This window comes from Glutamicibacter sp. B1, assembly GCF_039602135.1.
GTDB classification, from domain to species: Bacteria; Actinomycetota; Actinomycetes; order Actinomycetales; family Micrococcaceae; genus Glutamicibacter; species Glutamicibacter ectropisis.
On the sequence record NZ_CP125942.1, the window covers coordinates 3,548,509 to 3,572,566 of the forward strand.

The 24,058-nt window shown below is 53.3% G+C and carries 23 protein-coding genes; 1 reads left to right on the plus strand and 22 read right to left on the minus strand.

What is annotated here, in order from left to right:
* Positions 1-16: 16 nt before the first annotated feature.
* From rpsR to QMQ05_RS16770, 17 genes are all read right to left on the minus strand, one after another.
* Positions 17-256: a 30S ribosomal protein S18 gene (gene rpsR / locus QMQ05_RS16690; RefSeq protein ID WP_013350683.1), complete on the minus strand. Its 240-nt coding sequence runs from the start codon at positions 254-256 to the stop codon at positions 17-19.
* A 62-nt stretch (positions 257-318) separates the two neighbouring features.
* The gene (locus QMQ05_RS16695; protein ID WP_022874532.1) at positions 319-891 is read right to left on the minus strand and encodes a single-stranded DNA-binding protein; all 573 of its coding nucleotides are present in this window, start codon (positions 889-891) and stop codon (positions 319-321) included.
* Positions 892-946: 55 nt separating this feature from the next.
* A complete protein-coding gene (gene rpsF, locus QMQ05_RS16700) occupies positions 947-1,243 on the minus strand; it encodes a 30S ribosomal protein S6 (protein WP_345471890.1) in 297 nt (98 codons plus the stop codon).
* Between the two features lie 186 nt (positions 1,244-1,429).
* Positions 1,430-2,623 (minus strand): PLP-dependent aminotransferase family protein, encoded by a 1,194-nt coding sequence (locus QMQ05_RS16705; protein WP_345471892.1) that lies wholly within the window; start codon positions 2,621-2,623, stop codon positions 1,430-1,432.
* The gene (locus QMQ05_RS16710; protein WP_345471894.1) at positions 2,620-4,302 is read right to left on the minus strand and encodes an ABC transporter ATP-binding protein; all 1,683 of its coding nucleotides are present in this window, start codon (positions 4,300-4,302) and stop codon (positions 2,620-2,622) included. The genes QMQ05_RS16705 and QMQ05_RS16710 overlap by 4 nt, the downstream gene beginning before the upstream one ends.
* A gap of 4 nt (positions 4,303-4,306) precedes the next feature.
* Positions 4,307-5,158, minus strand: a complete 852-nt coding sequence (locus QMQ05_RS16715; protein ID WP_345471896.1) for an ABC transporter permease — start codon at positions 5,156-5,158, stop codon at positions 4,307-4,309.
* Positions 5,155-6,126, minus strand: a complete 972-nt coding sequence (locus tag QMQ05_RS16720) for an ABC transporter permease (RefSeq protein ID WP_345471898.1) — start codon at positions 6,124-6,126, stop codon at positions 5,155-5,157. Before QMQ05_RS16720 ends, QMQ05_RS16715 begins: the two co-directional genes overlap by 4 nt.
* Complete coding sequence (locus tag QMQ05_RS16725) at positions 6,123-7,766, minus strand: ABC transporter substrate-binding protein (RefSeq protein ID WP_345471900.1); 1,644 nt, start codon at positions 7,764-7,766, stop codon at positions 6,123-6,125. The genes QMQ05_RS16720 and QMQ05_RS16725 overlap by 4 nt, the downstream gene beginning before the upstream one ends.
* Before the next feature lie 40 nt (positions 7,767-7,806).
* On the minus strand, positions 7,807-9,222 hold the full coding sequence (locus QMQ05_RS16730) for an FAD-binding oxidoreductase (protein WP_345471902.1): 1,416 nt from the start codon (positions 9,220-9,222) through the stop codon (positions 7,807-7,809).
* A gap of 377 nt (positions 9,223-9,599) precedes the next feature.
* Positions 9,600-11,690, minus strand: coding sequence for an acyltransferase family protein (locus QMQ05_RS16735; RefSeq protein ID WP_345471904.1), 2,091 nt, complete (start codon positions 11,688-11,690; stop codon positions 9,600-9,602).
* A gap of 77 nt (positions 11,691-11,767) precedes the next feature.
* The gene (locus QMQ05_RS16740; RefSeq protein WP_058256555.1) at positions 11,768-12,259 is read right to left on the minus strand and encodes a helix-turn-helix domain-containing protein; all 492 of its coding nucleotides are present in this window, start codon (positions 12,257-12,259) and stop codon (positions 11,768-11,770) included.
* 202 nt (positions 12,260-12,461) lie between these two features.
* A complete protein-coding gene (locus tag QMQ05_RS16745) occupies positions 12,462-13,010 on the minus strand; it encodes an LURP-one-related/scramblase family protein (protein ID WP_334121306.1) in 549 nt (182 codons plus the stop codon).
* 78 nt (positions 13,011-13,088) lie between these two features.
* Positions 13,089-14,189, minus strand: coding sequence for an ABC transporter permease (locus QMQ05_RS16750; protein ID WP_345471908.1), 1,101 nt, complete (start codon positions 14,187-14,189; stop codon positions 13,089-13,091).
* A gap of 77 nt (positions 14,190-14,266) precedes the next feature.
* The gene (locus QMQ05_RS16755) at positions 14,267-14,947 is read right to left on the minus strand and encodes an ABC transporter ATP-binding protein (protein WP_345471910.1); all 681 of its coding nucleotides are present in this window, start codon (positions 14,945-14,947) and stop codon (positions 14,267-14,269) included.
* Positions 14,948-14,981: 34 nt separating this feature from the next.
* The gene (locus QMQ05_RS16760) at positions 14,982-15,818 is read right to left on the minus strand and encodes a biotin/lipoyl-containing protein (protein WP_345471912.1); all 837 of its coding nucleotides are present in this window, start codon (positions 15,816-15,818) and stop codon (positions 14,982-14,984) included.
* Complete coding sequence (locus QMQ05_RS16765; RefSeq protein ID WP_334121302.1) at positions 15,812-16,213, minus strand: hypothetical protein; 402 nt, start codon at positions 16,211-16,213, stop codon at positions 15,812-15,814. The genes QMQ05_RS16760 and QMQ05_RS16765 overlap by 7 nt, the downstream gene beginning before the upstream one ends.
* 883 nt (positions 16,214-17,096) lie before the next feature.
* Positions 17,097-18,377, minus strand: a complete 1,281-nt coding sequence (locus tag QMQ05_RS16770) for a M18 family aminopeptidase (protein WP_334121301.1) — start codon at positions 18,375-18,377, stop codon at positions 17,097-17,099.
* A gap of 229 nt (positions 18,378-18,606) precedes the next feature.
* On the opposite strand from QMQ05_RS16770, the gene QMQ05_RS16775 reads away from it, so the two are divergent.
* The gene (locus QMQ05_RS16775) at positions 18,607-19,017 is read left to right on the plus strand and encodes a LapA family protein (protein ID WP_345471915.1); all 411 of its coding nucleotides are present in this window, start codon (positions 18,607-18,609) and stop codon (positions 19,015-19,017) included.
* Between the two features lie 61 nt (positions 19,018-19,078).
* On the opposite strand, the gene QMQ05_RS16780 is transcribed toward QMQ05_RS16775, so the two are convergent.
* From QMQ05_RS16780 to QMQ05_RS16800, 5 genes are all read right to left on the minus strand, one after another.
* Complete coding sequence (locus QMQ05_RS16780; protein ID WP_334121300.1) at positions 19,079-19,777, minus strand: response regulator transcription factor; 699 nt, start codon at positions 19,775-19,777, stop codon at positions 19,079-19,081.
* 2 nt (positions 19,778-19,779) lie between these two features.
* Positions 19,780-21,075 carry a sensor histidine kinase gene (locus tag QMQ05_RS16785; protein ID WP_345471918.1) on the minus strand — a complete coding sequence of 432 codons (1,296 nt, stop codon included), beginning with the start codon at positions 21,073-21,075 and terminating at the stop codon, positions 19,780-19,782.
* Between the two features lie 35 nt (positions 21,076-21,110).
* Entirely contained in the window at positions 21,111-21,953 is an 843-nt protein-coding gene (locus tag QMQ05_RS16790) for an ABC transporter permease (RefSeq protein WP_345471920.1), read from the minus strand.
* 6 nt (positions 21,954-21,959) lie between these two features.
* Complete coding sequence (locus tag QMQ05_RS16795; RefSeq protein WP_345471922.1) at positions 21,960-22,886, minus strand: ATP-binding cassette domain-containing protein; 927 nt, start codon at positions 22,884-22,886, stop codon at positions 21,960-21,962.
* A gap of 142 nt (positions 22,887-23,028) precedes the next feature.
* Positions 23,029-24,057, minus strand: coding sequence for a YdcF family protein (locus QMQ05_RS16800; RefSeq protein ID WP_345471924.1), 1,029 nt, complete (start codon positions 24,055-24,057; stop codon positions 23,029-23,031).
* Position 24,058: the final 1 nt, after the last annotated feature.

Consider the following 24,058-nt stretch of genomic DNA (forward strand, 5'->3'; position numbering starts at 1 on the left):
TGCTATCCCTTCTTCCTTAGCCGCGGCCAGCGCCGGAGTAAGGCAGCAGGGCTACTTCACGTGCGTTCTTGATTGCCTGTGCGATCTTGCGCTGTTCCTGAACGGAAACGCCGGTTACTCGACGAGCGCGGATCTTTCCACGGTCAGAGATGAACTTGCGCAGCAATGCGGTGTCCTTGTAGTCGATGACAGTGATGTCAGCGGCCTTCAAGGGGTTGGACTTTGGTTTGGGCTTACGGATTTCAGCCTTAGCCATCGTGGAGCTCCTTTAGCTTGGGAGCCCGCAGAATGATCTGCGGGATGGTGAATAAATAATGTTTAGAAAGGCGGTTCGTCAGCGCCTGGGTTGCCCCAGCCGCCACCATTGTTTCCGCCGGTGCTCCATGGATCAGCGGCTGGAGCATTCCAACCGCCACCCTGTTGCGGCTGCTGCTGACGCGGCTGCTGCGCTGGGGCACCTTGCTGTGGTGCGTTGGAGAATCCTCCACCGCCACCATTGCCGAAGCCACCGTTGCCACCGCCGGAGCGCTGGGTACGGGTGACCTTGGCGGAAGCGAAACGGAGCGATGGGCCGATTTCATCGACCTCAAGCTCCATCACGGTGCGACGTTCGCCTTCCTTGGTGTCGTAAGAACGTGAACGCAAACGACCCTGGGCGATGACGCGCATGCCCTTGGTCAGCGTTTCAGCAACGTTCTCTGCAGCCTCGCGCCATACCGATGCACGCAAGAACAGGGCTTCCCCGTCCTTCCATTCATTGGACTGGCGGTCAAAGGTGCGAGGAGTCGAAGCGATCGTAAAGTTCGCTACGGCTGAGCCGGAAGGCGTGAAACGCAGCTCCGGATCGGCGGTCAGGTTTCCGATGACGGTAATAACAGTCTCGCCTGCCATTGACTCTCCTTAGAAAGATTGAACGTTATTTCTTACGACGGAAGGATTTGCGTAATTAAACGCGAGCCTCTTCCGGACGGGTGACCTTGTGGCGCAGGATCTGCTCGTTGATCTTCAGCTGGCGCTCAAGCTCAGCGGAAGCGGCTGGTTCTGCGGTGTAGTTCACCACTACGTAAGTGGCTTCTGCCTTCTTCTTGATCTCGTAAGCCATCTTGCGACGACCCCAGACATCAACCTTTTCGATGGTGCCACCGTTGGAGCGAACAACCTCGAGGTACTTCTCGATGGTTGGCTCTACGGTGCGGTCATCGACCTCTGGATCAATGAGGACCATAAGTTCATAAGCACGCATGTGAACCCACCTCCTTTGGGCTAAACGGTCGCGGTATTTCCGCAACAGGAGGTTCTTGCGTTATCCATGTACCAGACGCCCAACTTTCGGGCATGCAGTAGCACAGACTTATCTAGTCTAGCCCAGAGATGCTCTGAGCTGTAGTCATGGTGTTGCACATCATGAATCGAAAATGCTGGTGCTGATCTAGCCCTGATCTTTGAAAGCCAGTCCAATCCGGCGAGCGCCTTCTTTGAGGTTTTCTTCCGAAACGTGCCCAAAAGACAGTCTGAGATGACGGGCAGCTTCTGTGCCCGGTCCGCTCGGGAAAAAGGCCCCTTGCTGATAGTCCACTCCATGGCTTCGTGCCGATTCAGAGAGTTTCTGCGGGTCAATCCGATCGCTGACAATTTTCGGCCAGAGGAATAGCCCACCGTTAGGAAGCTCTATGTCCAGGGCACCCTGTGTCTCGGTTTCCAAGGCAGTGGCGAGGACTTGAGCTCGGTTGCGGTAGGTAGCTCGTGCCTTGTCCAACGTTGCATCAAATAGGGTTTCCTCGTGGGTCAATGCCTCTGCCACGATGCTCTGAATCAAAGTGGACGAGTGTGAATCCTGCCGACTTCGCAGTGCGGAAATATCTGACCTCAGCCAATTCGGTACAACAAGCCAGCCTAGACGCAGTCCCGGACCAAGGGTTTTAGTGAACGTATTGATGTGGATGACGTTTTCAGAGTCATTAAATTCCCTGTAGGATGCGCTTTCTGTGCCAAAGTAAAGCTCCCGGTAAGGGTTATCAGCCAAGAGAACGAAGCCGTATTGGGCGGCAAGCTCGACAAGCCGTTGCCGATCGGGACGCGAGAGTGATCCTTGCGTAGGATTGTGGAAGTCTGGCACGGTATACAGTGCTTTGGGGCGTACCCCCGCGCGCAATTGGCCTTCCAATGCATCCACATCTAATCCCGCAGCCCCGACCGGCACCGGCAGAATATTGGTGGTGGCCAGTTCCAATCCGCGAAGGAACAACGGAAAAATTGGGTTGTCGACGGCCACTAGGTCACCCGGGTTGATCAGCGCTTGGATAGCTAGTGATAACCCGTGAAAACCACCATTAGTGACGATGATGCGATCGGCTGAAACGCCTTCGCGGGCAGCTATCCATTCGCGAAGTTCGGTGATCCCTTCGGTTCGAGAGTATTGCAACGCTGGCACTCCGGATCTCAACAGCACCCGTTCGGTTGCTGCGGTGAGTTCAGCAACCGGAAGAACTTCCGGGTCGGGAATTCCACCCAAGAGCTCAATAGAATCAGTGCGCGGGCTGCGCAGGGTGGCATCGCCAAAACCTTGTGGTTTGGAGAATCGGCCTACGAGTTCTGAAGTGTGTAGTGCGCTAGCGACGGTCATGCGATGACTCCTGCATAGGTATGGTTGGGGGTTTGTTGTGTGGCTCCTAAAGTGCTCTCGCCTCGTGAACTTGGCACCGAAGCAATCAATGCTTTGGTATAGGCATGTTCAGGATTTTCGAAGATCTTCTGACTCGTTCCGCTTTCAATAACAACTCCCTTTCTCATGACCGACACCGTGTCAGCAACCTGGCGAACTAAAGCCAGATCATGAGAAACAAAGAGGTAGGTCAGCGAATGTTCGCGTTGCAACACTGCCAGCAGGTCAACAATGTCCGCCTGAACGCTCACATCTAACGCAGACGTTGGTTCATCGAGCACGAGAATTTCAGGGCGCAGGCTGAGTGCGCGCGCAATGGCCACGCGTTGACGTTGGCCTCCGGAAAGTTGAGCAGGGCGCCGGGTGAGGAACGATTCGTTGAGTCCCACTTCTGCGAGTACTTCGAGGACTCGCTCTTTCTGTTCTGCTCGCGTTCCATATTTCAGCCGCGCTAGTGGTTCTTGGATTATTCGAGCCACCGACCATGAAGGATCCAACGACGCAAACGGGTTCTGATACACCAGCTGAAGTTGAGCTCTGGCTTCACGCCACTCTTTGGCGTTGCGATTGCTCAGATCCTTTCCAGCTAACGTGATCCGGCCGCCGCTTGGCGCTTCCAAGCCAACGAGCATCCTTACAGTAGTGGTTTTTCCGGATCCAGATTCCCCTACCAATGCATGGGTACTGCCGCGAGCTACCTCAAAACTCACTCCGTCGACCGCTTTGACCACTTCACTGCCCGCACCAAAGTGACGAACTACCTGTTCAACGCGAATGACACCGTTCCCACTGGTAATTGGTTCAACTAAGCGTCCACGAGTATCCCGATAACGTTCAGTACTAAGCGAGGGAACATCTGACAATAATCGCTTCGCGTAGTCGGTCTGAGGATTAGCAAAGATCTGCGCAGAAGTACCCTCCTCCTGAACCTGTCCCTGTCGAAGGACTACCAAATGATCGGTACGTTCAGCGGCAAGAGCCAAGTCATGGGTGATCAGCAACAGACCAATGTTTAACGACGTACGCAGCTGATCAAGCAAATCCAAGATCGTTTTCTGCACTGTTACATCCAGGGCCGAAGTCGGTTCATCGGCAACAATTAGTGCTGGACGAGGCAAAACCGTCAACGCGATCAATACGCGCTGCAGCATACCGCCGGAAAGCTGATGAGGATATGAGTCATATACTCGCTGTGGATCGGGCAAGCCGACCTGTTCAAAGGTCTCAAGGATCAACTCACGCTGCTGGGCTATCCCCGTTACCCCGGTGAGGTCGGCCGCTTCATGGGCCTGTGATCCGATGGTTCGTACGGCATTGAGGGCCGTACCAGGATCCTGCGGAACGTAACCTAATTCGGACCCGCGAAACTTACGCAGACCTCGCTGAGACAGAGCCAGCAGGTTCTGTCCCTCGAAGAGGACTCGTCCATCAGCACGACCGACGCCTTCGGGAAGTAGGCCAAGAAGCGCCTTGGTAATTGTTGATTTTCCTGAGCCCGACTCACCAATCAATGCCAGTGCCTGACCGCGTCGAAGTTGGAATTGAACATCGCGAACGACGTGATTTTTCCCGTACCAAACGTTCAGACCATCAACCTGCAGTAAGAAGTCATCCACCTGCGTAGAACTGTGGTTCGTCATGTCCTCATCTCACTTTCTTGAGCCAACGACTAATTCGATTGACTGATAGCACCGTGGCCACAATGACTGCCGCCGGAGCGTAAATCAGCCATGGCGCGGTGGGATACTCCTTGCCTGAAGCTACAAGTAGCCCCCAATCAGAGGACGGTGGAGGATCGCCATAACCAAGAAAAGCCAGGGAGGCGATCACCATAATGGATGTTCCAAATTGCAGGATTGCCAGGACTAGTACAGAACGCCCGGCGTTTGGAAGAATATGAAAAAACAGTGCCTGCAGACGGTTTCCACCTGAGAGAAATGAAGATTCCACGTAGGTGGCACCGCGAACCTTAATCACTTCGGCGCGCATTAGCCGGCCGAACACCGCGATTGCTGAAACACCGGTAGCAATGGCTGCATTAATCGTCTGGAATCCGAGCGAGCTTACGATGACCACTGCCAGAAGAAACCCGGGAATAGCCAGCAGTACGTCGATAATTCGTCCCAGTGCTGCGTCAACCCATCCACCGAGAAAACCGGCGAGCAGCCCGATACCGCTACCAACAACTAATCCGATGAGTACTGCGACTAATGCACTACTGACTGAAGAGAGCGATCCATGAACAACTCTGCTGAACACATCGCGGCCCAGGTAGTCTGTTCCGAACCAATGTTGCAGACCCGGAGACACTAGCTTTGCCGAAGTATCCCCCACCTCAGGGCTATGAGATGTGAAAAACGATGGGAATGCCGAGAAGAGCACGACCAGTGCAATGACCCCGAAAGAGATGATGACACTGATTGGGAGTGAACTTGGTCTTTTGCCTGGTGCACTCTTGACTTCCTGATTTGTTTGAACTTGCAAAATCCCAGTCATGACACCAGATCCTTCTTCTTTTTAGTAACTGAGGTGCGGGGGTCCAAGAAGGGAACACTTAAGTCAGCAATCAAGTTCACCAGCACAAAAATCACGGCTGAAAGGACTACAACGGCAAGCAAAACTGGTTGATCGCCGGCTCCCACCGAGCGCTGAACCAAAGTGCCCACACCATTGCGACCGAAGATCGTTTCGGTGATCACTGCCCCGCCAAGCAACTCTCCGATGAGCAAAGCCACCATAGTCACGGACGGCAATGCTGAAGGTTTAAGCAGGTGTCGGGCAAAAACTTTCACTCGACTTAACCCTCGGGAACGGGCAACCAACGCATAGTCCTGACGTGTTTCCACATCAAGGCTTGAGACCAAGACTTCGGCCAACGGTGCACTGACAGGAATTGCCAAGGTAAGCGCCGCGAAAAAGGTAGCCACCGGCGAATTTGGTTCGGTAATGGTGAAAGTATGCAAAGTGAACCCGAAAATACTGATCAGTATCAGCCCGATGACGAAGTTAGGTACCGAGAGGAAAAACGAGGGAACAGAACGCAAGACTCCCGCAGCTGCCGGTGGCAGCAAGTGAACCCCAACGACAATCGCCACTGCGAGCACCAGAGCCAATATCAGCGCGGTCAAAGCCAGAAAAGCCGTAGATGGCAAGGCATCAAAGACCAGATCTGCAACCGGCAACCCCGATTGCAAGGAAATACCTAAATCTCCGGATACGAACCGCCCCAGGGCCAGCAGTAACTGGATCAGTACGGGCTTATCCAACCCGTAAAACGCCACGATGCGCGCGATGTCTTCTTCGCTCAGACCGGACTGTGGGTCACGCAATGAATTGGTAATCGCGTCTCCAGGAAGCACTGAAACGACAATAAAGCTGAGTACATACGCCAAGAAGATAACAACAATCCCCTGTCCCAGTCGGCTGAGCACCAGATTCCGGTAACCCGATAACCGCGCACTCACTGGGTCACCCATGCGGTGTAGAAGTTCGCATAAGCCAGACCGTTGTACTGAATACCCCGCACCTTTGGACTGCTCAGATACAGACGCTGAACTAGTTGAACTAAAGGAACAAAGTATGCCTGATCCAGAACATACTTCTGCAGATCGTCGGCCACCTTCGCCCGTTCCTCACGATTTCTAGCCTGAGCAATCTGATCAGAAAGCTTGTTCAGTTTCTGGTCACTATCTCCGAGTTTGAACCAGTCTTCGCCACCATTGCGGTTCGTGAGGATACCGGCGACAGTACCAACATCGACAAAGCTGCGAGAGGTGTGGAGCAAGGGTGGTTCGCTGTTCTGCCACGCCGAGTAATTGGCGACGTCGACAACTTTCAAGTTGAGTTTGATACCTATGCGTTGCAGTTGCTGAGCGATTAGCTCATCCACTGCCTTATCCGAAGGAACATAAGGGTTTGCCGCGAGGGTGATTTCAAGGAGCTTGCCATCTTTATATCGGTAGCCATCGGACTCCAGTTTCCAGCCATCTTTTTCTAGAGAATCCGTAGCTTTCTGTTGATCGAAGGCGAAGTAGTCAGCAAAGTCGCCTGCTTCGGGGACAGTACCTTGGATGAACGTGGTTGCCGCTTGCCAGTCTTGGGTGTAGATCGTGGAAAGGATTTCTTGGCGATCGATACCGTGCTGGAGTGCCTGACGTACGCTGGCTTGGTTGGTCGGGAAGGTTTGGGTATTTACTTGGAAACCATCTACGAAACCAAGGTAACGAGGAGTGGAAACGGAGAAGCCCTGGGAAATGAGAGAATCAATTTCCTGAGGTTCAACGTTGAAGGAAACATCAGCTTGACCTGATAGAACAGTGGATGTGCGGACCGACGCGTCCCTAACTACCTTGTAGGTAAGGGTATCTAGATAAGCCGGTCCCGAATAGCCAAGAGCCTTGGGACCCCAGCTATAGTCCTCACGTCGCTGAAGCACATAGCTTTCTCCCTGTTGCCAGCTCTTAAGCGTGAAGGGGCCAGAACCAATAGTCTTTGCAAGGTCAGCTTGTTCATCGGTGTTGCTCTTGAGAGTAGCGGGAGCTAGCAAGATGCAACCATGGTAGCCAAGGGTAGCGATAAATCCGAGGGTAGGTGACGAGAAATTGACCTTCACTGTTCTCGTGTCAGTAGCCTTGGCCGATTCAAAGTTTGCTGAGGGGAACAGTCCCACCTTCGCGATACCACGTTCGGCATCTCCCACGGCCCAAGCATTGATGTTTTCGACGACGGCATTGGCATCTACTGGTGAGCCGTCAGAGAAAGTCACATCCTTCTGCAGGTGCAGAACAAATTCTGTGGCGTCCGAATTTTCTTCCCAGCTTTCGGCGACCCACGGGCTCAGGTCTCCCTTTTCGTTGACGTAAACAAGCTTGTCAGTCAGGTGCCCCCAGAGGTTACCTTCATAGCTGGAGATGGATGTCTTGCTCGAAATCCATCCCGCATCAAAACCTTGGATGAGGAAAGTCAGGGCTCCTCCTCGAACGGGCGTCGATGAGCCGACCGATTCCACATCAGGCTTATTTCCGCAAGCCGTGAGAATTGCCAAGGCCGCCAATGTGCCGGTTCCTGTCAGGAAACTGCGTCGCTTTACGAGCGTTGAAGTCATAATTAATATCCTTGATTCAAGAGTGTGAGTGAAATGAAACTTAGAGTGCTTTGCCGGGGTTGAACACGGAAGCCGGGTCCAGAACATTTTTGAGTTCTAGCTGCAGAGCTCTGACTCGATCAGCGAGTTCCCATTCGGCCCAGCGCAACTTCACATTCCCTACACCGTGTTCACCGGTAATAGTTCCTCCCAGAGACAACGTCTTTTTGACCAAGGCATCTGCAGCTTGAGCCAGTGTGCGAGGGACGATATGTGAACTATCGTCCTCCTCGCGGTTTTGTGTAAGAAGGGGGTGCAGATTCCCGTCGCCAGCATGGGCAACCGCCGAAACCTTCACCCCAAATTCGTGTTCGATTTCTGGGAAAAACTCGAAAATCTCTGCAAGTTTTGACGAAGGAACAGCAATGTCTTCCCCGATATGCCACTTGTGCGTTGGGAAGTTGCGTCCGGAACGTCGCAATTCCCACAGGGTCTGACCCTCTTCATCACTGACCTCGTTCAGGCGCCCTCCCAACGGGAGCACAATGTCCCTGAGGTCTCGAATCTGCTCGTCAATGCCGTAGCCATCGAGCTCAATGAGCAGCAGCCCTGCCCCGTTTTCGCGTAGCGAGCTGCCTGAATTTGCGTCGATCGCTGTCAGGGTTGGTGCATCGATGAGTTCAAGGACGGCCGGCTGCACCGTGGAGGTTTTGATCCTTTCTACGGCTCGGGCGGCATCGAGTGTATGGTCAAAGAAGAGACTCAGGGTCTTACGAGCGACGGGCAGCGGACGGATCCTCACGGTCGCCTGCACGACGATTCCTAGCGTGCCCTCTGAGCCGACAAACAAAGACACCAGATCAAGCCCGGTGACACCTTTAAGCGAACGATGCCCCACCGTGATCAGAGAGCCGTCTGCAAGTACAACCTTCAAAGACAGGACAGATTCACGCGTCACCCCGTACTTAGCGCAACGCATTCCTCCGGCATTAGTGGCGATATTTCCGCCAATGGACGAGATCGCTGCGCTTGCTGGATCTGGGGCATAGAACAAGCCCAGCGGTTCCAGTGCCCGGTTAAGATCCCCATTGAGCACGCCCGGTTCCACGACAGCCACACCATCACCGGCTGAAATCTCAATGATTTGATTGAGATTTTCAGTACTCAGTACCACCTGTGTTTCCTGGGCGGTTGCGCCTCCAGATAGCCCTGTCCCTGCGCCTCGCGGAACAATGCTCAATCCGTGCTTCGCCGCAGTTTTAACTATCGTTTGGACCTGCGACGCAGAGGTAGGAAAGACGACAATGGGTCCCTGTTCAGGAAGGTCTGAACGCGTTGGATCAGCAGTTCGATCGTGCATGTATGCAACGGTCTGTGCCGATCCCGCGACAACTTCAATGTCAGCGTTAATGTGCGAAAGTTCTTCATGAAACTTTCGACCCGCTTGCTGTTCAATGTCGAAAACTACACTGCTCAATGCTGGCCCCTCGGTGAAAAGTTATTTGCTTTCCACCGAGTATTGATGATTCAAATATTCACGCGCGCCTTTATGACTAGTGGCATCACCAGAGCTCAACCCAAGGTCACGATTCGACTCCATGAAGCGAATGAGACAAGGCCCAAGGTCAACAAAACTACATATGCTACGTCTCTTTACATGCTTGTCAGCGCTGTTCTCGCCAGACACTTCGAATCATTCAGCAGCATATTGGCCAAGTGAATGGGAACAAAAGGATTCCCTTCCGAGGTTGTCCTAAAACCATGGCATCTGATTATTCGATATGGTTTCTGTCGACGAAACCTACGGAGTTGTGCCTGCTGTTCCGAATCAAATTCACCTTCATTGAGTGACGGTTACTGGGAATCGATGGCCTTCTGTAGCCGTTGTCCAAAGACTGGCACGAGTGTGCTCATGTAAGTATCAGAGATGTGGTGCTTATCCCGGTAGATCAAAACATTGCCAACAACGGCCGGGCAGGTACCGTTCACACAGAACTGATCGCTGAAGTCTAAGACTTTCACCCTCGGTTCTAGTTTGGCTGCGGCCTTGGTGGCATCACCCTTTTCAAAGGCTCCCTTTTCCGGGAAGGAACAGGCCTGCGGGTTATCGATATTCTCTTCTACGCAGTCCCTGGCGTAGGTATCTTGCGGTGGTCGAGGAGTATCGACGATGGCGTAGACCGGCCGTCCAGCATCTTCAAGCTTGCCCCAGGCTGCGGCCAGGCCCTTTGCTGGATCCGACACGAAAGTGGATCCACCCCAACTTGCGGTGACTACAGCGTCAATGTCTTTGCGTTTGGTCAGAGCATCCATGGTCTGGTCGAACGTCTCTTGGCAGTTAATGCTTCCGTCTTGATCAGCTTTACGTTGAGCTTCGTTGAATGGGCATGAGTTTTTGAGGTACGTGACGACTTTCCAGTCTTTACTCTTCGCGTACTCACTTAGTGCTTCAAACCAATGTGCGGCGTGTGAGTCGCCCACCAGGGCCACGGTGAACTTCGCATCTTTGTTCCCGAACTCGCATTCCTTGATCTGCGTGGATTGTGGCTTCTGGACACAATTGCCGATATTAGGAAGGTCTTTGGCCGCTTCTGCCGGAACAGGAACAACCTGATGCTCACTGGTGACAAATGCTGGCGCACCGTGCGAGAGTGAGGCCGCACCAAATCCTTCAGGGGGTTGTTCGGCCAGTGCAGTGGCTACGCGCTGTTCTTGTTCCACGATGCGCTCTTGGGTCAGCCCAGGAAGTAGAGCCACCGAAGCGGTGATCGCCACCATTGCGGCGCCGGCAATCAGCGAACGGGCCGGGGAGACCGCCAAGAATCGCAGGTGACGAATCGGGGTTTCCACAAACTTGAGGCTGAGCCACGCTAGGAGCAGCGATGCAATGAACAGGGCGATGGATTGCAAAGGTCTAGGTTTTCCACCGGAGATCTCGGTGTAAAAAATGATCAGCGGCCAGTGCCACAGATATAACGAGTAGGAGGCAAGACCGACCCATTGGACCGCAGACCAGTTCACCAACAGGTGCAAGGAACCCGGGCCTCGGGTGCTGCCAGCGGCAATGATTACCGCGCATCCAAACACTGGAACGGCAGCTGCAATACCGGGGAAAACGGTAGATGCGTCATAGGTAAAGGCCGCGATACCGATAACAATCAGCGCAATGAGGACTGCCAGATTGCGCGTGGACCAAGCAGAAACCCACCGTGGCAGGTTCAAAGCTCCTGCTTCATGCGCCTGCACGCCAAGGGCCAACAAACCACCAATAGCTAATTCCCAGATGCGGGTGGTGGTCACAAAATATCCTGCGGCGTCTCCCGAATACCCGGCAAAAATGGAATATCCCAGCGACAACAGCGCCACTGCGCCAAAGGCCATCCATATCCATCGACGGCGTGCAGCAAAATGGTCCGAGTGTGACCCCGATATTTTGGGCTTCACCAACCAACAAACGATCAATATCAGTAGTGGCCAGAACAGATAAAACTGTTCCTCAACGCCGAGGGACCAGAAGTGTTGTAGTGGTCCGGCTGCCTGTTCGGCGGCGAGGTAGTCAACGGAGTCCGCAGCCAACACCCAGTTTTGCACCGAGAACGCCGAGGCTAAAGCCTGGACGCCCAGTGTGCCCCACTGAGTTTTAGGGAACACGAGGAACCCAACCGCCACGACCACAAGAATCACAAGCATCGCTGCGGGCAGAATGCGCCGTGCTCTTCCGCCATAAAATGCTGAGAGTTTGATTCTTCCGGTGCTGGCAGCCTCCCTAAGTAGGTGGGAGGTAATCAGGAAACCAGAAATAACGAAGAAGATATCTACGCCGATGTAACCGCCTGGAACCACATTAGGTTCGAGGTGGTATGCGACCACTAGCAGAACTGCAAGTGCTCGCAGTGCTTGGATTTCTGGTCTGAAATTTTTGACCTGCACGGAATTCGAACTCATATTGTTCGATATGACCACTTCCCGATGAACAGCAGGTAATCAAACGGTATCAGCGGAGGAAACTGCTCATGGGAAGGTTAGTTGTCGTCACTACGGTTGGGAACCGACAACGGATACTTAGCATCCAATTTTGGGTCAACGGCCAACCGCATAATTGCGTCTAAGAGGATCTTGCCGGCACCCCAGTAGATAGGGATGAGCAGCCAAATGAACCAACCAAACTGACCCATTGTCGCAAGGATGACCGTACCGAAAGTGACTAGAATGCCTATTGCTCTAAAGACCATCATGATCCCTTGAGTAATGGAATCGCGTCGTTCTTGATCAGCGAGGGTCCTGGTTTCAAGCCCCTCAACGGCTTGAGAGAAATCTGGTGCCTGTACGCTTTGGAACAAATCACCTACTTGAACGTCCAGGGCTCTGGCAACAAGTGAGATGGTCTCCAGGCTGGCATCGTTACCGGCTTCAAGTCGTTGAATGGTTCTGACAGTAATACCGCTCTCTTTGGCCAGTCGTTCTTGAGTCCAGCCTTTGGAGCGTCGCAGTTCTGCAATCCTTGATATGTTCATGGCATTAAAGCTATCCCTCGGGGTCTCAATACACCACGACAGGACGACGACAAGGTCACGACAACTACCCGACAGCCACCCGACAGCCTTTCGGGAGCAAATCAAACGCTAACTGACTTGCACCTTTTGAATATGCCCCGCAGGGCATACCTTTGTGGGGTGACGGGTGCAGTTAAATCGACTGCGGACGCTTCCCTGATGATCAGTGGCGCTTTTGCTTTTCACGGATCAGATCCAAGGCTAGGACCGACCCGATAATCGCTTGACGATGCTGAACGCTCAGGTTTCCACCCAGCTGCAGAGCATAGGTCGACATCCCTAGGAATGCGTTACCCATTCCAGACCACTTGCGGGTAACTGTTCCGAGTACTCCCTGAGCATTAGTGATTTGGAAGTCAAAATCCCAAACGCTACCCAGCAAGTCCAGTTCTTCTCCGAGCATCGAAATGGTGACGCGGGTTTTGAGGAAGGTGATCCGTTTGACCAAGCTCGCCAGTGGGCTGCCGTTTCCATCGAAGATTTCGAATCGGTCGCGACCCATGGTCATCGTATCTTTGACCATAATGACCGGATTCTGCGGTCCATCAAATACTGTGAGTTCTCGTGCACCCGTGAACATCCGCCCCAGCGTACTTCCACCAGTCTCGACATGAGCTACCTGCACACCAGCAGCATCATGAATCGCAAAATCGTTCTTTGAGAAGTTTTTGGTTTGCTGGAAAATCAGCGTGTCTTGGGCAAAGATCGTCATACTGATAATTGTGCCACCTGAACTTCTAGCGCCAATAACCTGGGCTGATGAATTAAATACTTTTGCACCTGGTTGTTTCTATGAACGAAGAGCCTGAGCGACATCAAGCTTTGTAGCTTTGATCGCGGGAGACAAGGCGCCCAGGAACGAAGTAATCAATGCAGCAACTAGGCCAAACCATAACGCGCCAAACGGCAAGTCAATGCCTCCAACTAGACCTGTAGTACCCATGAATCGCGGAACAACAAATACGGCAGAAACAGAAACGATGACTGCCGAAATCGCAGCAACCACGACACCGATGATCAAGCTCGAACCCATGACCAAACCGAAGATCTGCACTTTAGTAGCACCCAACGCTCGGCGAATCACCAGTTCTTCAGAACGTTCGCCGACAGTCGCTAGCCCAACGTTGAGAACTCCTACTGCGGCGACAACTAGCGTCAAAATACCTGCAGTCAAGAACGCAGCTTTGGTTACTGCAACCGAATTCTTTGTGCTGTCGACAGTATCTTGACGCATGAACTCCATGGAGCCCGCGGACGGATTGCCATGCTGGGCCAGAAAGTCGGCAGCGAATTGTTGCAAGGCAATCTGTTTATCGCCGGGCGCAGTCAAGAGCATTGTGGTTGGTTCACTGCTCAGCAAGCCAGCGTCATCAACAGAACCTTGGGGTTGATATATTCGCGCTTCTTCCCCCACGAGTCCGTCCTGGGCGATTCCAGTGACGATGGCCGTCTTGGTTCCATGCGGGGTATCAATTGCGAAAGTTTGTGCGACGTCATCAATTCCAAGCAGGGCAGCCGCTTGTTCATTCAGAACGACCTCATGGGCGAAACCACCACTTTCACGCGGCCATATACCAGCAGAAAGTGGAACTCGATAAGATGCCGCGAAGTCCCCCGTATAAGTAACGCGCTCAATGTTTTGACCGCGAACACTCGGAACAGTAATTGGACTGGAAACTGTGTACAGTACGTTTCCTCCGACGCTTTCTGCGACCGTATTCAAGTGTTCTAGCGAATCAGCTAGATCCTCTCCGTCCAAGGTTCCCGGGTTCAATACGCTTGCGAAAGTTTGCGCGCGTCCATGCAACTGCTCTTGTTCAGCAATTAGATACTTGGTTACTAGTTGGTCGGCGCTAGACACGGCAGCAATACCCAAGACTCCGAGCAGCATGCTTACTCCAACTAGAAAATGCCGAAGTTTATTTGCACGCAAGTCATTCAATCCATGAACGAGCATATGGCGAAACTTCATCGTCGCCCCTTCACTTCATGGTGCAGCTCAGCGTCACGCAAGACCCACGTTTGATCCATTGCCCTCGCAATTTCCTGGTCATGCGTGACAACAACTAAACACGCGCCGGCGCGGCTGGTCGCGGAAGCTAGATGTTCTAGAATTTGCAATCCAGTAGCAGTATCCAGCGCCCCTGTTGGTTCATCTGCCAACACCAGCCGTGGTGAACGGACAAGGGCGCGAGCTATAGCGACTCTCTGCTGTTCACCGCCAGATAGACTTTTAGGCCGTCTTTTTTCGAATCCTTCAAGGCCCACCGCGTGCAATTGTTCTGTCACAGCTTCAGTGGTTTGCTTCTTGCTCATTGGTTTTCCATACGAACAAGGCAAGGCAACATTCTCGAATACGTTCAAGTGACCAATCAATGAGTAATTTTGGAATACAAAGCCAATGTCCTCATTGCGGCGGCGTGCCAACTCCGCATCGTTCAGCCCAGAAGTAGGTATACCCGACAGCAGTAGTTCGCCACCGGTAGGTTTTGACATCAAACCGAGCACTGAAAGTAGGCTGGTTTTTCCGCTTCCGGATTTCCCGAGTATCCCTACAGATTCTCCTTCGGAGACTACTCCCGAAGCTTCTCTGACCAGAAGTTTTTGAGACTCGCCGGTAAGGCGAATATCAATCTTACGTAGCTCCAAGGGAGCGCCCGTAGAGCTGATTGTCGATCCTTGGTCACTCATCGAAGATCTCAGGAGCTACAGCCATTACGCTGTCCCCTTCTTTCACTCCTTCGATGATCTCAATCATGCTTCCATCACTAATGCCCAGCTTGACGTCCCGTTTCTGCAGTTGGTTGTCGTCGGAAATAATCGTTACTTGACCCGACTGCGCCGACCCGGAAACACTCTCAACGGGCAGCGTCAGTGTGTTCGCGCTAGAAGCAGTTTCAATGCCTAGCTTTGCTGGCAATCCCGGCATCGTGTTAACTTCTGGTTCTAATAAGCATACGAACTCCGGTAGACCTTGTTCCTCAGAGTCAGCATTCTCCAGTTGCGAGGCCAAAAACAAATCGCAGGTTTGGGCAGCAGGACCCGATTCGATGTTTGCCTTGGCTTTGGTCGGGGTCGAATACAAGCGATAAGCGTCCTCAACAGGAACTTGTACCTTGATGCCTAGTGTTCTTGCTTCAAATGCTCCAATTGGAAAATTGGGGTGCGCCGTAGTCCCTGTTGGCACAGCAATGCTCAGGACTTTTCCATCGCTCGGTGACGTTATTTTGTCTCCGTCGATTTCAGCCAAGACCGCCCCGTCTTTGACTGTCTGCCCTTCTTTGACTTTCCACTCAATAGGGCCAGACTTCTCTGCGACTAGAGAGATCTCCGAATTGGTCTCCGTGTGCCCTGATACAGCGAGGACAGAGGTAATGTCCTGCTTCGAGACTTGGGCTCTTGGAATTTGACCGTCGCCAGACGCCGGTACATCGCCTTCAGCATTGACTGAAGCCGAACATGCGGTGAGTAGAGAAATACCAAGAAGCACTATGGCCGTGCTTCGGATTGTCCTCACCACAGGTCACCTCTGCATGAAGATTGCATATCAGATTTAATCCCCGAAGGATCTCCCAATTCAGCCTTCTCAATATTCTCGCGGATTACTGGTTGGAAGCTTTCGGCGTCAAAGTATTTGTTAAAAGCAGGCTGGTCCAGAATGGACTTGTACATATTGAGTGCGTTCGTCGCTAGCTTCTGATCTTGACCTTGATATTTAAGCCACTCGTGGCCCCACAGGCAGTTCCAGTCGATAATTGCGTCAGCCTCGCCTGCACCTTTCTGCCAGGTGACATCCGATTCCTTAACACCGTCTACAGTCGGCGTTTCTGGAGCATCGGGATACGAAACTCCCTCCGGCATTTCCAAAGACTGAATCGCTGACGCATATTCCTTCTCCATCTGGGCCCTGGTCATGTTACTCGGCTCATTAGAACTTGTCTTAGGGCTATCCGCACCCGTGCAACCGCTCAAGAACAACATCGAAACGGCACAAATTGTCGTGATTCTTAGTTTTTTATCCACTTTTCATTCTCATTTAATGCCGCTATGGGCCGACTACGGGTCCTAGCAGAACTCCGCAATCGCATGGGTTCGCTAGCAAGTGCTACATGTCAGGTCAAGAATTAGGGCAAGCCCCTACGGACTTGTTCGTGGTCGTGCGCATTTGCAAAGAAGTTCGTCGTAGGATCTCATCCCTGTGAGTCTCGATTTTCGCGGGTCTTGTGAGCACCACCCCTACCGCTTCAGACACTGTGCGTGGACTTCGCCAAGGGCACTTGGACATCGTAATTACCTGACACTTTCCAATAAGTGCAGTAGTCGGTGTCGCAGATAGAAGACAAAGTAGTAGCTACCCGTGAAATGTCTGGCCTGACGATCGGCAAAAGTGCGTCAACAATGCCGGAAGAACAAATTACCTTCCTTGAATTCGCACAATTAAATAAACCAACGTATCAAAAATCTAGATGCATGGCTCTGAGTACGCAACTTAGGAAAAAATTGTTAACGAGATGCGTATATCTACTTTAGTGCGATGAACTTGGGTAGGTTCCTTCGGTGCTGCCCACTATTCTCCTGCACATGGCACTGTGATGCGCAAAGGCTGAGCTGATCACGATACTCGACCTGTGTCAGAGAAGATCATTTGATCGATAGGTGAGAGATTTAGGACCGCATAAAGATCGAAGCTTGTTCCGATTAGCGAATCTCAAAACGACCGCGGAAACTACTTAGGGTGTGGCACCAAAAAAGAATTGCTGCCACACCCTTTCGTCGCGCCGTAAAGCTGCTGTTTCTACTAGGCTCCGAAGAACTCGCGAGCCACCTTGGAGAGATACCAAGGATCATCAACACCGCACATTTCACGTGCGGAGTGCATGGACAGTAGGGCAACGCCGACGTCAATGGTTCGGATCCCCAGTCGAGTAGCAGTCAGCGGACCGATGGTCGATCCACAAGGGACCCGGTTGTTAGAGACAAACTCCTGATAAGGAACCCCCGCATTCTCGCACCAGTTGGCGAAGGCCGCAGCGCCCACTGCATCGGTGGCATAACGCTGGTTGGCGTTGATCTTCAACAACGGACCAGCATTCACCTGTGGGCGGTTAGCCGGGTCGTGGCGTTCTGGATAATTCGGGTGAACCGCGTGGCCCGCGTCAGCCGAAAGGCATACCGAGTTAGCCAGCGCCCTGGCTTGGTCTTCCACACCTGCACCCAGGGAAGCCTGAATACGGTTGATCAGTTCTTCAAGGAAGGGGCCACAAGCACCCGAGCGGGAGCTAGAACCCAACTCTTCATGGTCAAAGGCAGCCAACATCGCAATGTGCTGTCCCGAAGGCTTGCGTGAATGGTCGGTCAACGCGATGATCCCGGCATGCACCGAAGTCAGGTTATCCAGTCGGCCGCTGGCGAAGAAATTCTTCCCTTGGCCAAAGACCTCACCACGTTGTGCCGGCGCAGTCAGAATGTCATAGCCGGCCACCATCGCTGGATCTACCCCGGCGGATTCTGCAAGTACAGCCAAGATATCGGCATCAGCTAAGTCACCGGCACCGAAGATGGGGTTAGTGTGGGTCTGCTTGTCTAAGGTGAGACCCTCATTGACCTGACGGTCAAGGTGAATGGCCAGCTGAGGAATGCGCAGGATCGGTTCGGTCTGAGCCAAATGCTCGGTGCCGTCTTTAAGTACCAATCGGCCAGCGAGCACCAATTCACGGTCTAGCCACGAGTTAAGCAACGGGCCACCGTAGACCTCAACGCCGGCCTGCCACCAACCATTGGATCCGGTGGTCGGTTTTGGCTTGAGTTTGAATCCTGGAGAATCTGTATGAGCGCCGAGGATGTGGAAACCGGAGGTTGCGGTGGCGGTTTCGGGTTGAACCCATGCGATGATCGCGCCATCGCGCACCACATAATAGGAACCTGGACCAAGGTTCCAGGCGTCAGCTTCGTTCAAGCCGGTGAACCCGACAGCATCCAGACGCTTAGCGGCTGTGGCAGCGGCGTGGTAGCTGGAAGGGGAAGTTGCGACGTATTCGGCCAGGTCTGCAATGTGGGCCATTGCTGCGGCTTGTGCCATAGCTGGTTACTCACTTCTTTCTGTCATCGTCTCACTGAAATCCAGGATAAGGTTCCCGCCTGAATTACCGGGTTGCACTCCAGCTTAGTATCCCCGTGCTCGATTCCCGATGGTTCAGCCCTCCAGCGGTGAACAATGCACCCATCAAATACCTGCATCTCATGCTTGACTTGGAGCCGAGCGTCAGTAAAGCTGAAGACAGACCGGAGACTACGAAAGCGAGATCATTATGGCTACATCTGATCCAACACCACAGCCACACGACCTGCCCGTGGAACCTGAAAATGGTCTGCAAGCCAATTCCGGTGAACATGCTGTCCAACCGCGCGGACATCAGGAACCCAAGACATCTCGCGAATCTCCTAAGTCTCAGGAAAAGCTTCCAGTGACCAAACTCGGTCGCATTTGGACGGCCACCATTTTTGGCATCATCGTACTGATTCTGTTGATCGTCTTTATCGCACAGAATCAGGACGTAGTGACGCTTCGATACTTCGCCTACGAGGGACAAGCAAACCTCGGTTTGGCTCTGCTGATCGCTGCTATCGGTGGAGCATTAGTTGTGGCCATCGCTGGAGTAGCACGCGTCATCCAGCTAAGGTCTACTGCAAAGAAGAAGCGTAAGACTAACAAACGTTAAGTTCACATAAGACTGCTGGTCACTGAATATCTTCAGTGACCAGCAGTTTTATGTATTGAGATCAGTAGTCGAGTCCCTGAGAAGGAATCACCAGTCCAGTTTCGTAGGCATAAACCACAGCCTGGACTCGATCACGCAGATGTAGCTTGGTGAGGATCCTACGCACGTGAGTTTTTACCGTCGCTTCAGACAGGAAAAAACGGTGAGCAATCTCTGCATTGGATAACCCTTCGGCGAGCGCTCGCAACACTTCTTGCTCGCGTGGAGTGAGATCATCAAGTAATGGGTCACGCGGGGCTTCAGTGGCTGGCCCAGCATGGGCTTTGCCACCGTTACGGACATAGGTTTCCAGTAACCGCGCGGTAACTCGAGGTGCCACGACAGCATCCCCCGAAGCCACGAGACGCACCGCATGAACCAGTTCTTCAGGCGCAACATCTTTGAGCAGGAATGCGCTGGCGCCCGCTTGTAGCCCAGAAAACGCGTACTCGTCCAAGTCAAAGGTCGTCAGAATGATGATCTTTGTATCGGGGTACTGCTTTGCGATGCGTTCGGTGGCTTCAATGCCATCCATTTTGGGCATGCGAACATCCATCAGCACCACGTGCGGTTTCAGTGTCGCTGTCTGGGTCAACGCGTCCAGACCATCGGCGGCTTCTCCGGCGACAAGGATGTCTTCCTCTCCTTCAAGGATGAGTCGAAATCCCATGCGCAACAGCGGCTGGTCATCAACCAACAAAACTCTAATTTGCTCGTCCATGTCTATTCCTTCGCTGTCTTCTGCTTTTCGTTTTTCGCGTCAGTTTCGGGGATCTTCAATACGGCTTTAACGATCCAGCCACCACTGGCTACCGGGCCGGCTTCAACTGTTCCATCAAAGAGTGCGGCGCGTTCGCGCATCCCCCGCAGTCCGCGTCCACTACCGACGCTGGGGACCCTGGTTGCGTCCCCGTTATCCATGACCTCCAGCCGGAGTTCATCACGCCGTCGTTCCAAACGTACCTGTACGTCGCTTACGTTGCGGGCATAACGAAGTGAATTGGTTAAAGATTCTTGAATCATCCGGAAGACCGTCAGTTGGAATGTTGTGTCTTCTGGCAGCTCTCCCCCGGATTGGGTGAAGGTAATGGGTAACCCGGCGGTACGGAAACCCTCCAAGAGCTGTTCAACATTCCCACCGGTAGGTTGCGGCTCCAATTCACCGGTTTCGTTTTGGCGCAGCACTCCTAGCATGCGTCGCATATCGGCGAGGGCAGCCCTACCGGTGCCAGAGAGTTCATTCAGTACTTCGTCGGCTCGCGCCTGATCCCGTTTGGCCACCACTCGGGCCCCTTCAGACAAGGCAATCATCACTGATAAAGAGTGGGCCACCACGTCATGCATTTCTCGGGCAATACGGTTGCGTTCTTGGACCTGTGCGAGGCTTGATACCTGACGGGCCCAGTGATTGAGTTCAGCTTCGTGGATTCGTGCATTGCGCACATTCATACCTACCGCTGCCGCGGCAATATAAAAACCAATAACAAAGCTTCCGGAGATACCGATGACGATTCGGCTGAACGTCGCTTCGTCAATCCCTTCGCTCGGATCTAGTTCCAGATCCGCCATATCCGGGTACCCCATGAGCACCATCAGGACAACTTGGAAACTACCGGCCAAGACCGCCAAAGGAATAGTACGCTTCGCCGAATAGCTGGTCGCCACCGTGTACAGCGCGATGATCATTCCAACGCCGCCTAGGCCACCTTGTGGACCAGCAATAATCAACGCGACGCATTCAAAGATAAACACCAGAATAATGACCGTCATCGGTGCTTTTCGGCGATACAGCAGGGCTGCGCTCACAGCCAAGGTGCTTACCAGCAGTCCGGTGGAGTTGGCTCCCGGCATGGATGCAGTGATCAACACGCCCGGCAGGGTCAGTAACAGATACACCACTACTGCGCCGATGACCACCAAGCGTGGGTGGGTGCGCAGATAACGGCGCAACCGACCCATCCGCTTGGCGGTCAGTTCGTCAAAGGAAGCAACAGTTTCCTGAAGCGTCTGTTGGGTCATGATTCCAGTGTAGTTTTCTCTAACCTGTCAGCTTGTTACTTGATATCCCGTTTGGCTAGTAGAACTGCACCCAAGGCCAAAGGAATAACAATCCATCCGGCGACGCCGGCCAACTGTTGCCACAGCTCCAACTCTGTCGGAACGCTCAACGGCGTGGCCAAAGACAGTCCCAGCTGATACGGGAGGAAGGCTGAAACGTTACTTAACCAATCCGCAAGCATTCCAAGGAGCGACGTGATAATCGGCAGGACAAAAAACACGCCCGTCAGAACCGTGATGCCGCCGGCAGAGTTACGCAGAATCATCCCCAACGCAAGACCCATCAACGCAGTCATGATGACAGCCAAGGCGCCATACCAAAGCACGAACTGGAAGGATTCGCCTCCGAAGTCCAGGGTTAGGTTGTAATTTTCGGCGATTGGCTTAGCCGCAACAAAAGCAAGGAGGCTAGAGACCAGTTGCGTCACGCCGGTCAGCAATACGATGAGAACAATCTTGGCTGACATGACTCGCAGTCTTTGGGGGCTGGCCAAGAACGTGCTGACCGCTGAACCCGTGGTGAATTCACCACTGAATAACAGAACTCCTAATACGCCCAGAATCAACTGGCTGAAGACCAGTCCTGAACCAATGGTCTCGCTGGCAAAGCCAGGCTGGGTCATGGCACCCATGCCCTCCATCTGGCTGACATCGCCCATGCTCTGCAATAAGGAACCGATACCCCAGGTACCTCCCATGGCAATCACCACGTATAGTACGACAGCAATGCTCAGCAGAATTCCCGTGGATTTTAGGGAGAACATACGAATCGCTTCGCTGCGCAGAACTCCACCAAAAGTGACTTTGCCACGCCTTGGCGTTTGAATTTGAGTAGTCATGCTCTTCTACTTCCCATCGCTGTGCTTGGCAACAATATTTGAGTTGTATTCCACGGCATCTCGAGTCAATTCCATGTAGGCATCTTCCAAAGTTCGCTGTATCGGACGGAGCTCACTGAGGGCCACCCCTGTTTCCAAAGCGCGACGGCCAATAATTTCTGACTCCGGGCCGGTGACTTCCAAGGTCTGCGCGTCAATACGGCGAAGCTGGACTCCTTGAGCGCTCAAGGCATTCATGAGTACGTCAATATCTGCTGCCCGAACGATTGTCTGAGCAAGTCCGTTATCAATAAATTCACTAATCGGGGCATCAGCCATGATGCGTCCTCGACCAATGACGATGAGGTGGTCTGCTGTTTGTGCCATCTCGCTCATCAGGTGGGAGGAGATGAAGACGGTTTTACCTTCCGCTGCTTGCGCTCGGGCCAGGTTACGTACCCATGCCACGCCTTCAGGATCCAAACCGTTAACAGGTTCATCAAGAATCAGGACCTGCGGATCACCCAGCAGTGCAGTAGCGATACCTAGACGCTGGCCCATCCCGAGGGAGAATCCACCGACCTTTTTACGCTGTACCCCGCTCAAGCCGGTCAGTTCCAAAACTTCTTGGACTCTTGAATTGGGCAAGCCCGCGGTGGCTGCCATGGAACGTAAATGCGCCAAGGGAGTCAGTGACTTATGCACGGACTTCGCCTCCAGCAAGGTACCCACCTCGGTCAGGGGGTGCTGAGACTTCTTAAACTCGCGATTGTTTACCAGCACCTGTCCGCTGGTGGGAGCTGCCAACCCAACGATCATTCGCATGGTGGTGGACTTGCCGGCACCGTTGGGGCCGAGGAAGCCGGTCACCGCTCCGGGTTGCACCGTGAACGACGCGTGGTCGACCACGGTTTTATTACCGTATCTCTTCGTCAACTGCTGAGCCTGGATCATGTTTCCAGCTTAGGAAAAATGGGGTGCAAATGAACCGCCCCGAATGCTGATCTTCGACTCACTCAAAAGGGTGAGGGTACCGGGTGTGAGCACAGTGGGCATGCGCCTGATGGTGCATGCCCACTAAGGTACTGCGAGACCGTTAGAACCCAGAGTTGATCGCTACCAGAATTAATCCCGCTAGTCCCAGACCGAAGGGTAACGCCAAAAGGATCATGAGTTTAAGGTGATCACGGGCCATCGCTACACATTCACGAAGGAAGGCACTGGGCCGGTAATAGGCCGCCGTCTTCCCGCCGAAGGCCAGGGCATCCAGGCCCAACTGGCGTGAGGCTAGCCCCGCCCGCAGAGCATGATAATCGCTGGTGACCAGCCACAATTTTCCAGCGGGCTGCCGCTCGCGCACCAACGCGTCAGAGAACTTGAGGTTCTGGATGGTGTCCTTGGCCCGGTCTTCAATCAGGATCTGAGATTCGGTGATCCCTTTCTCGCGCAGGTATCGGGCCATACTCACCGCCTCGGGCTCCAGTTCATCGGGCCCCTGTCCCCCGGTAGGGACTATCAACAAGTTCGATTGAGCCTGCGAAGCGTTGAGTTCGAGTGCTTTATCCAATCGGCCCCGCAGCAAAGGGGTGACCTTGCCGTTGATGGTGCGTGCCCCAAGGATGACTGCTGCCACGGCCCGACTTTTCACCGGGAAAATCGCATGGACCCAGGCGTAGAGCAACATCATCACAAAGAGGCACGCGGTAAATACCGAAGCCATGAACAAGATAAATGCCAGGCAGTAACTCCACCAGGTACCGATGCCCACGAGTAACACCGCAAGTACCGGCAGAACAAACACCAGTACCCCGGCGGCCAAAGACATCAAATTAGAAAGCCGCACGCCTTCACGACGCCACATCAAAACACCGTTATAGATCAGTGCCCCGCCAAAGACCACCACAATCAGTGGGGTCATCACCACGATAAGAGTTATCAAGAAACCGAAACCGGGCACTAGGGCGCTCAACAGATCCACCACCGCGGAAATGCTGACTAATACTAGCGGGAGAAGTAGTGCAGCTAGTCCGAGTCGACGGGGGTCTTTGCGATACTGCCAGATGAAAAGCACCCAAAGTACAACAAGCAGGAGCCATCCGATGACTTGAACTAGGAGTTCTTGCATT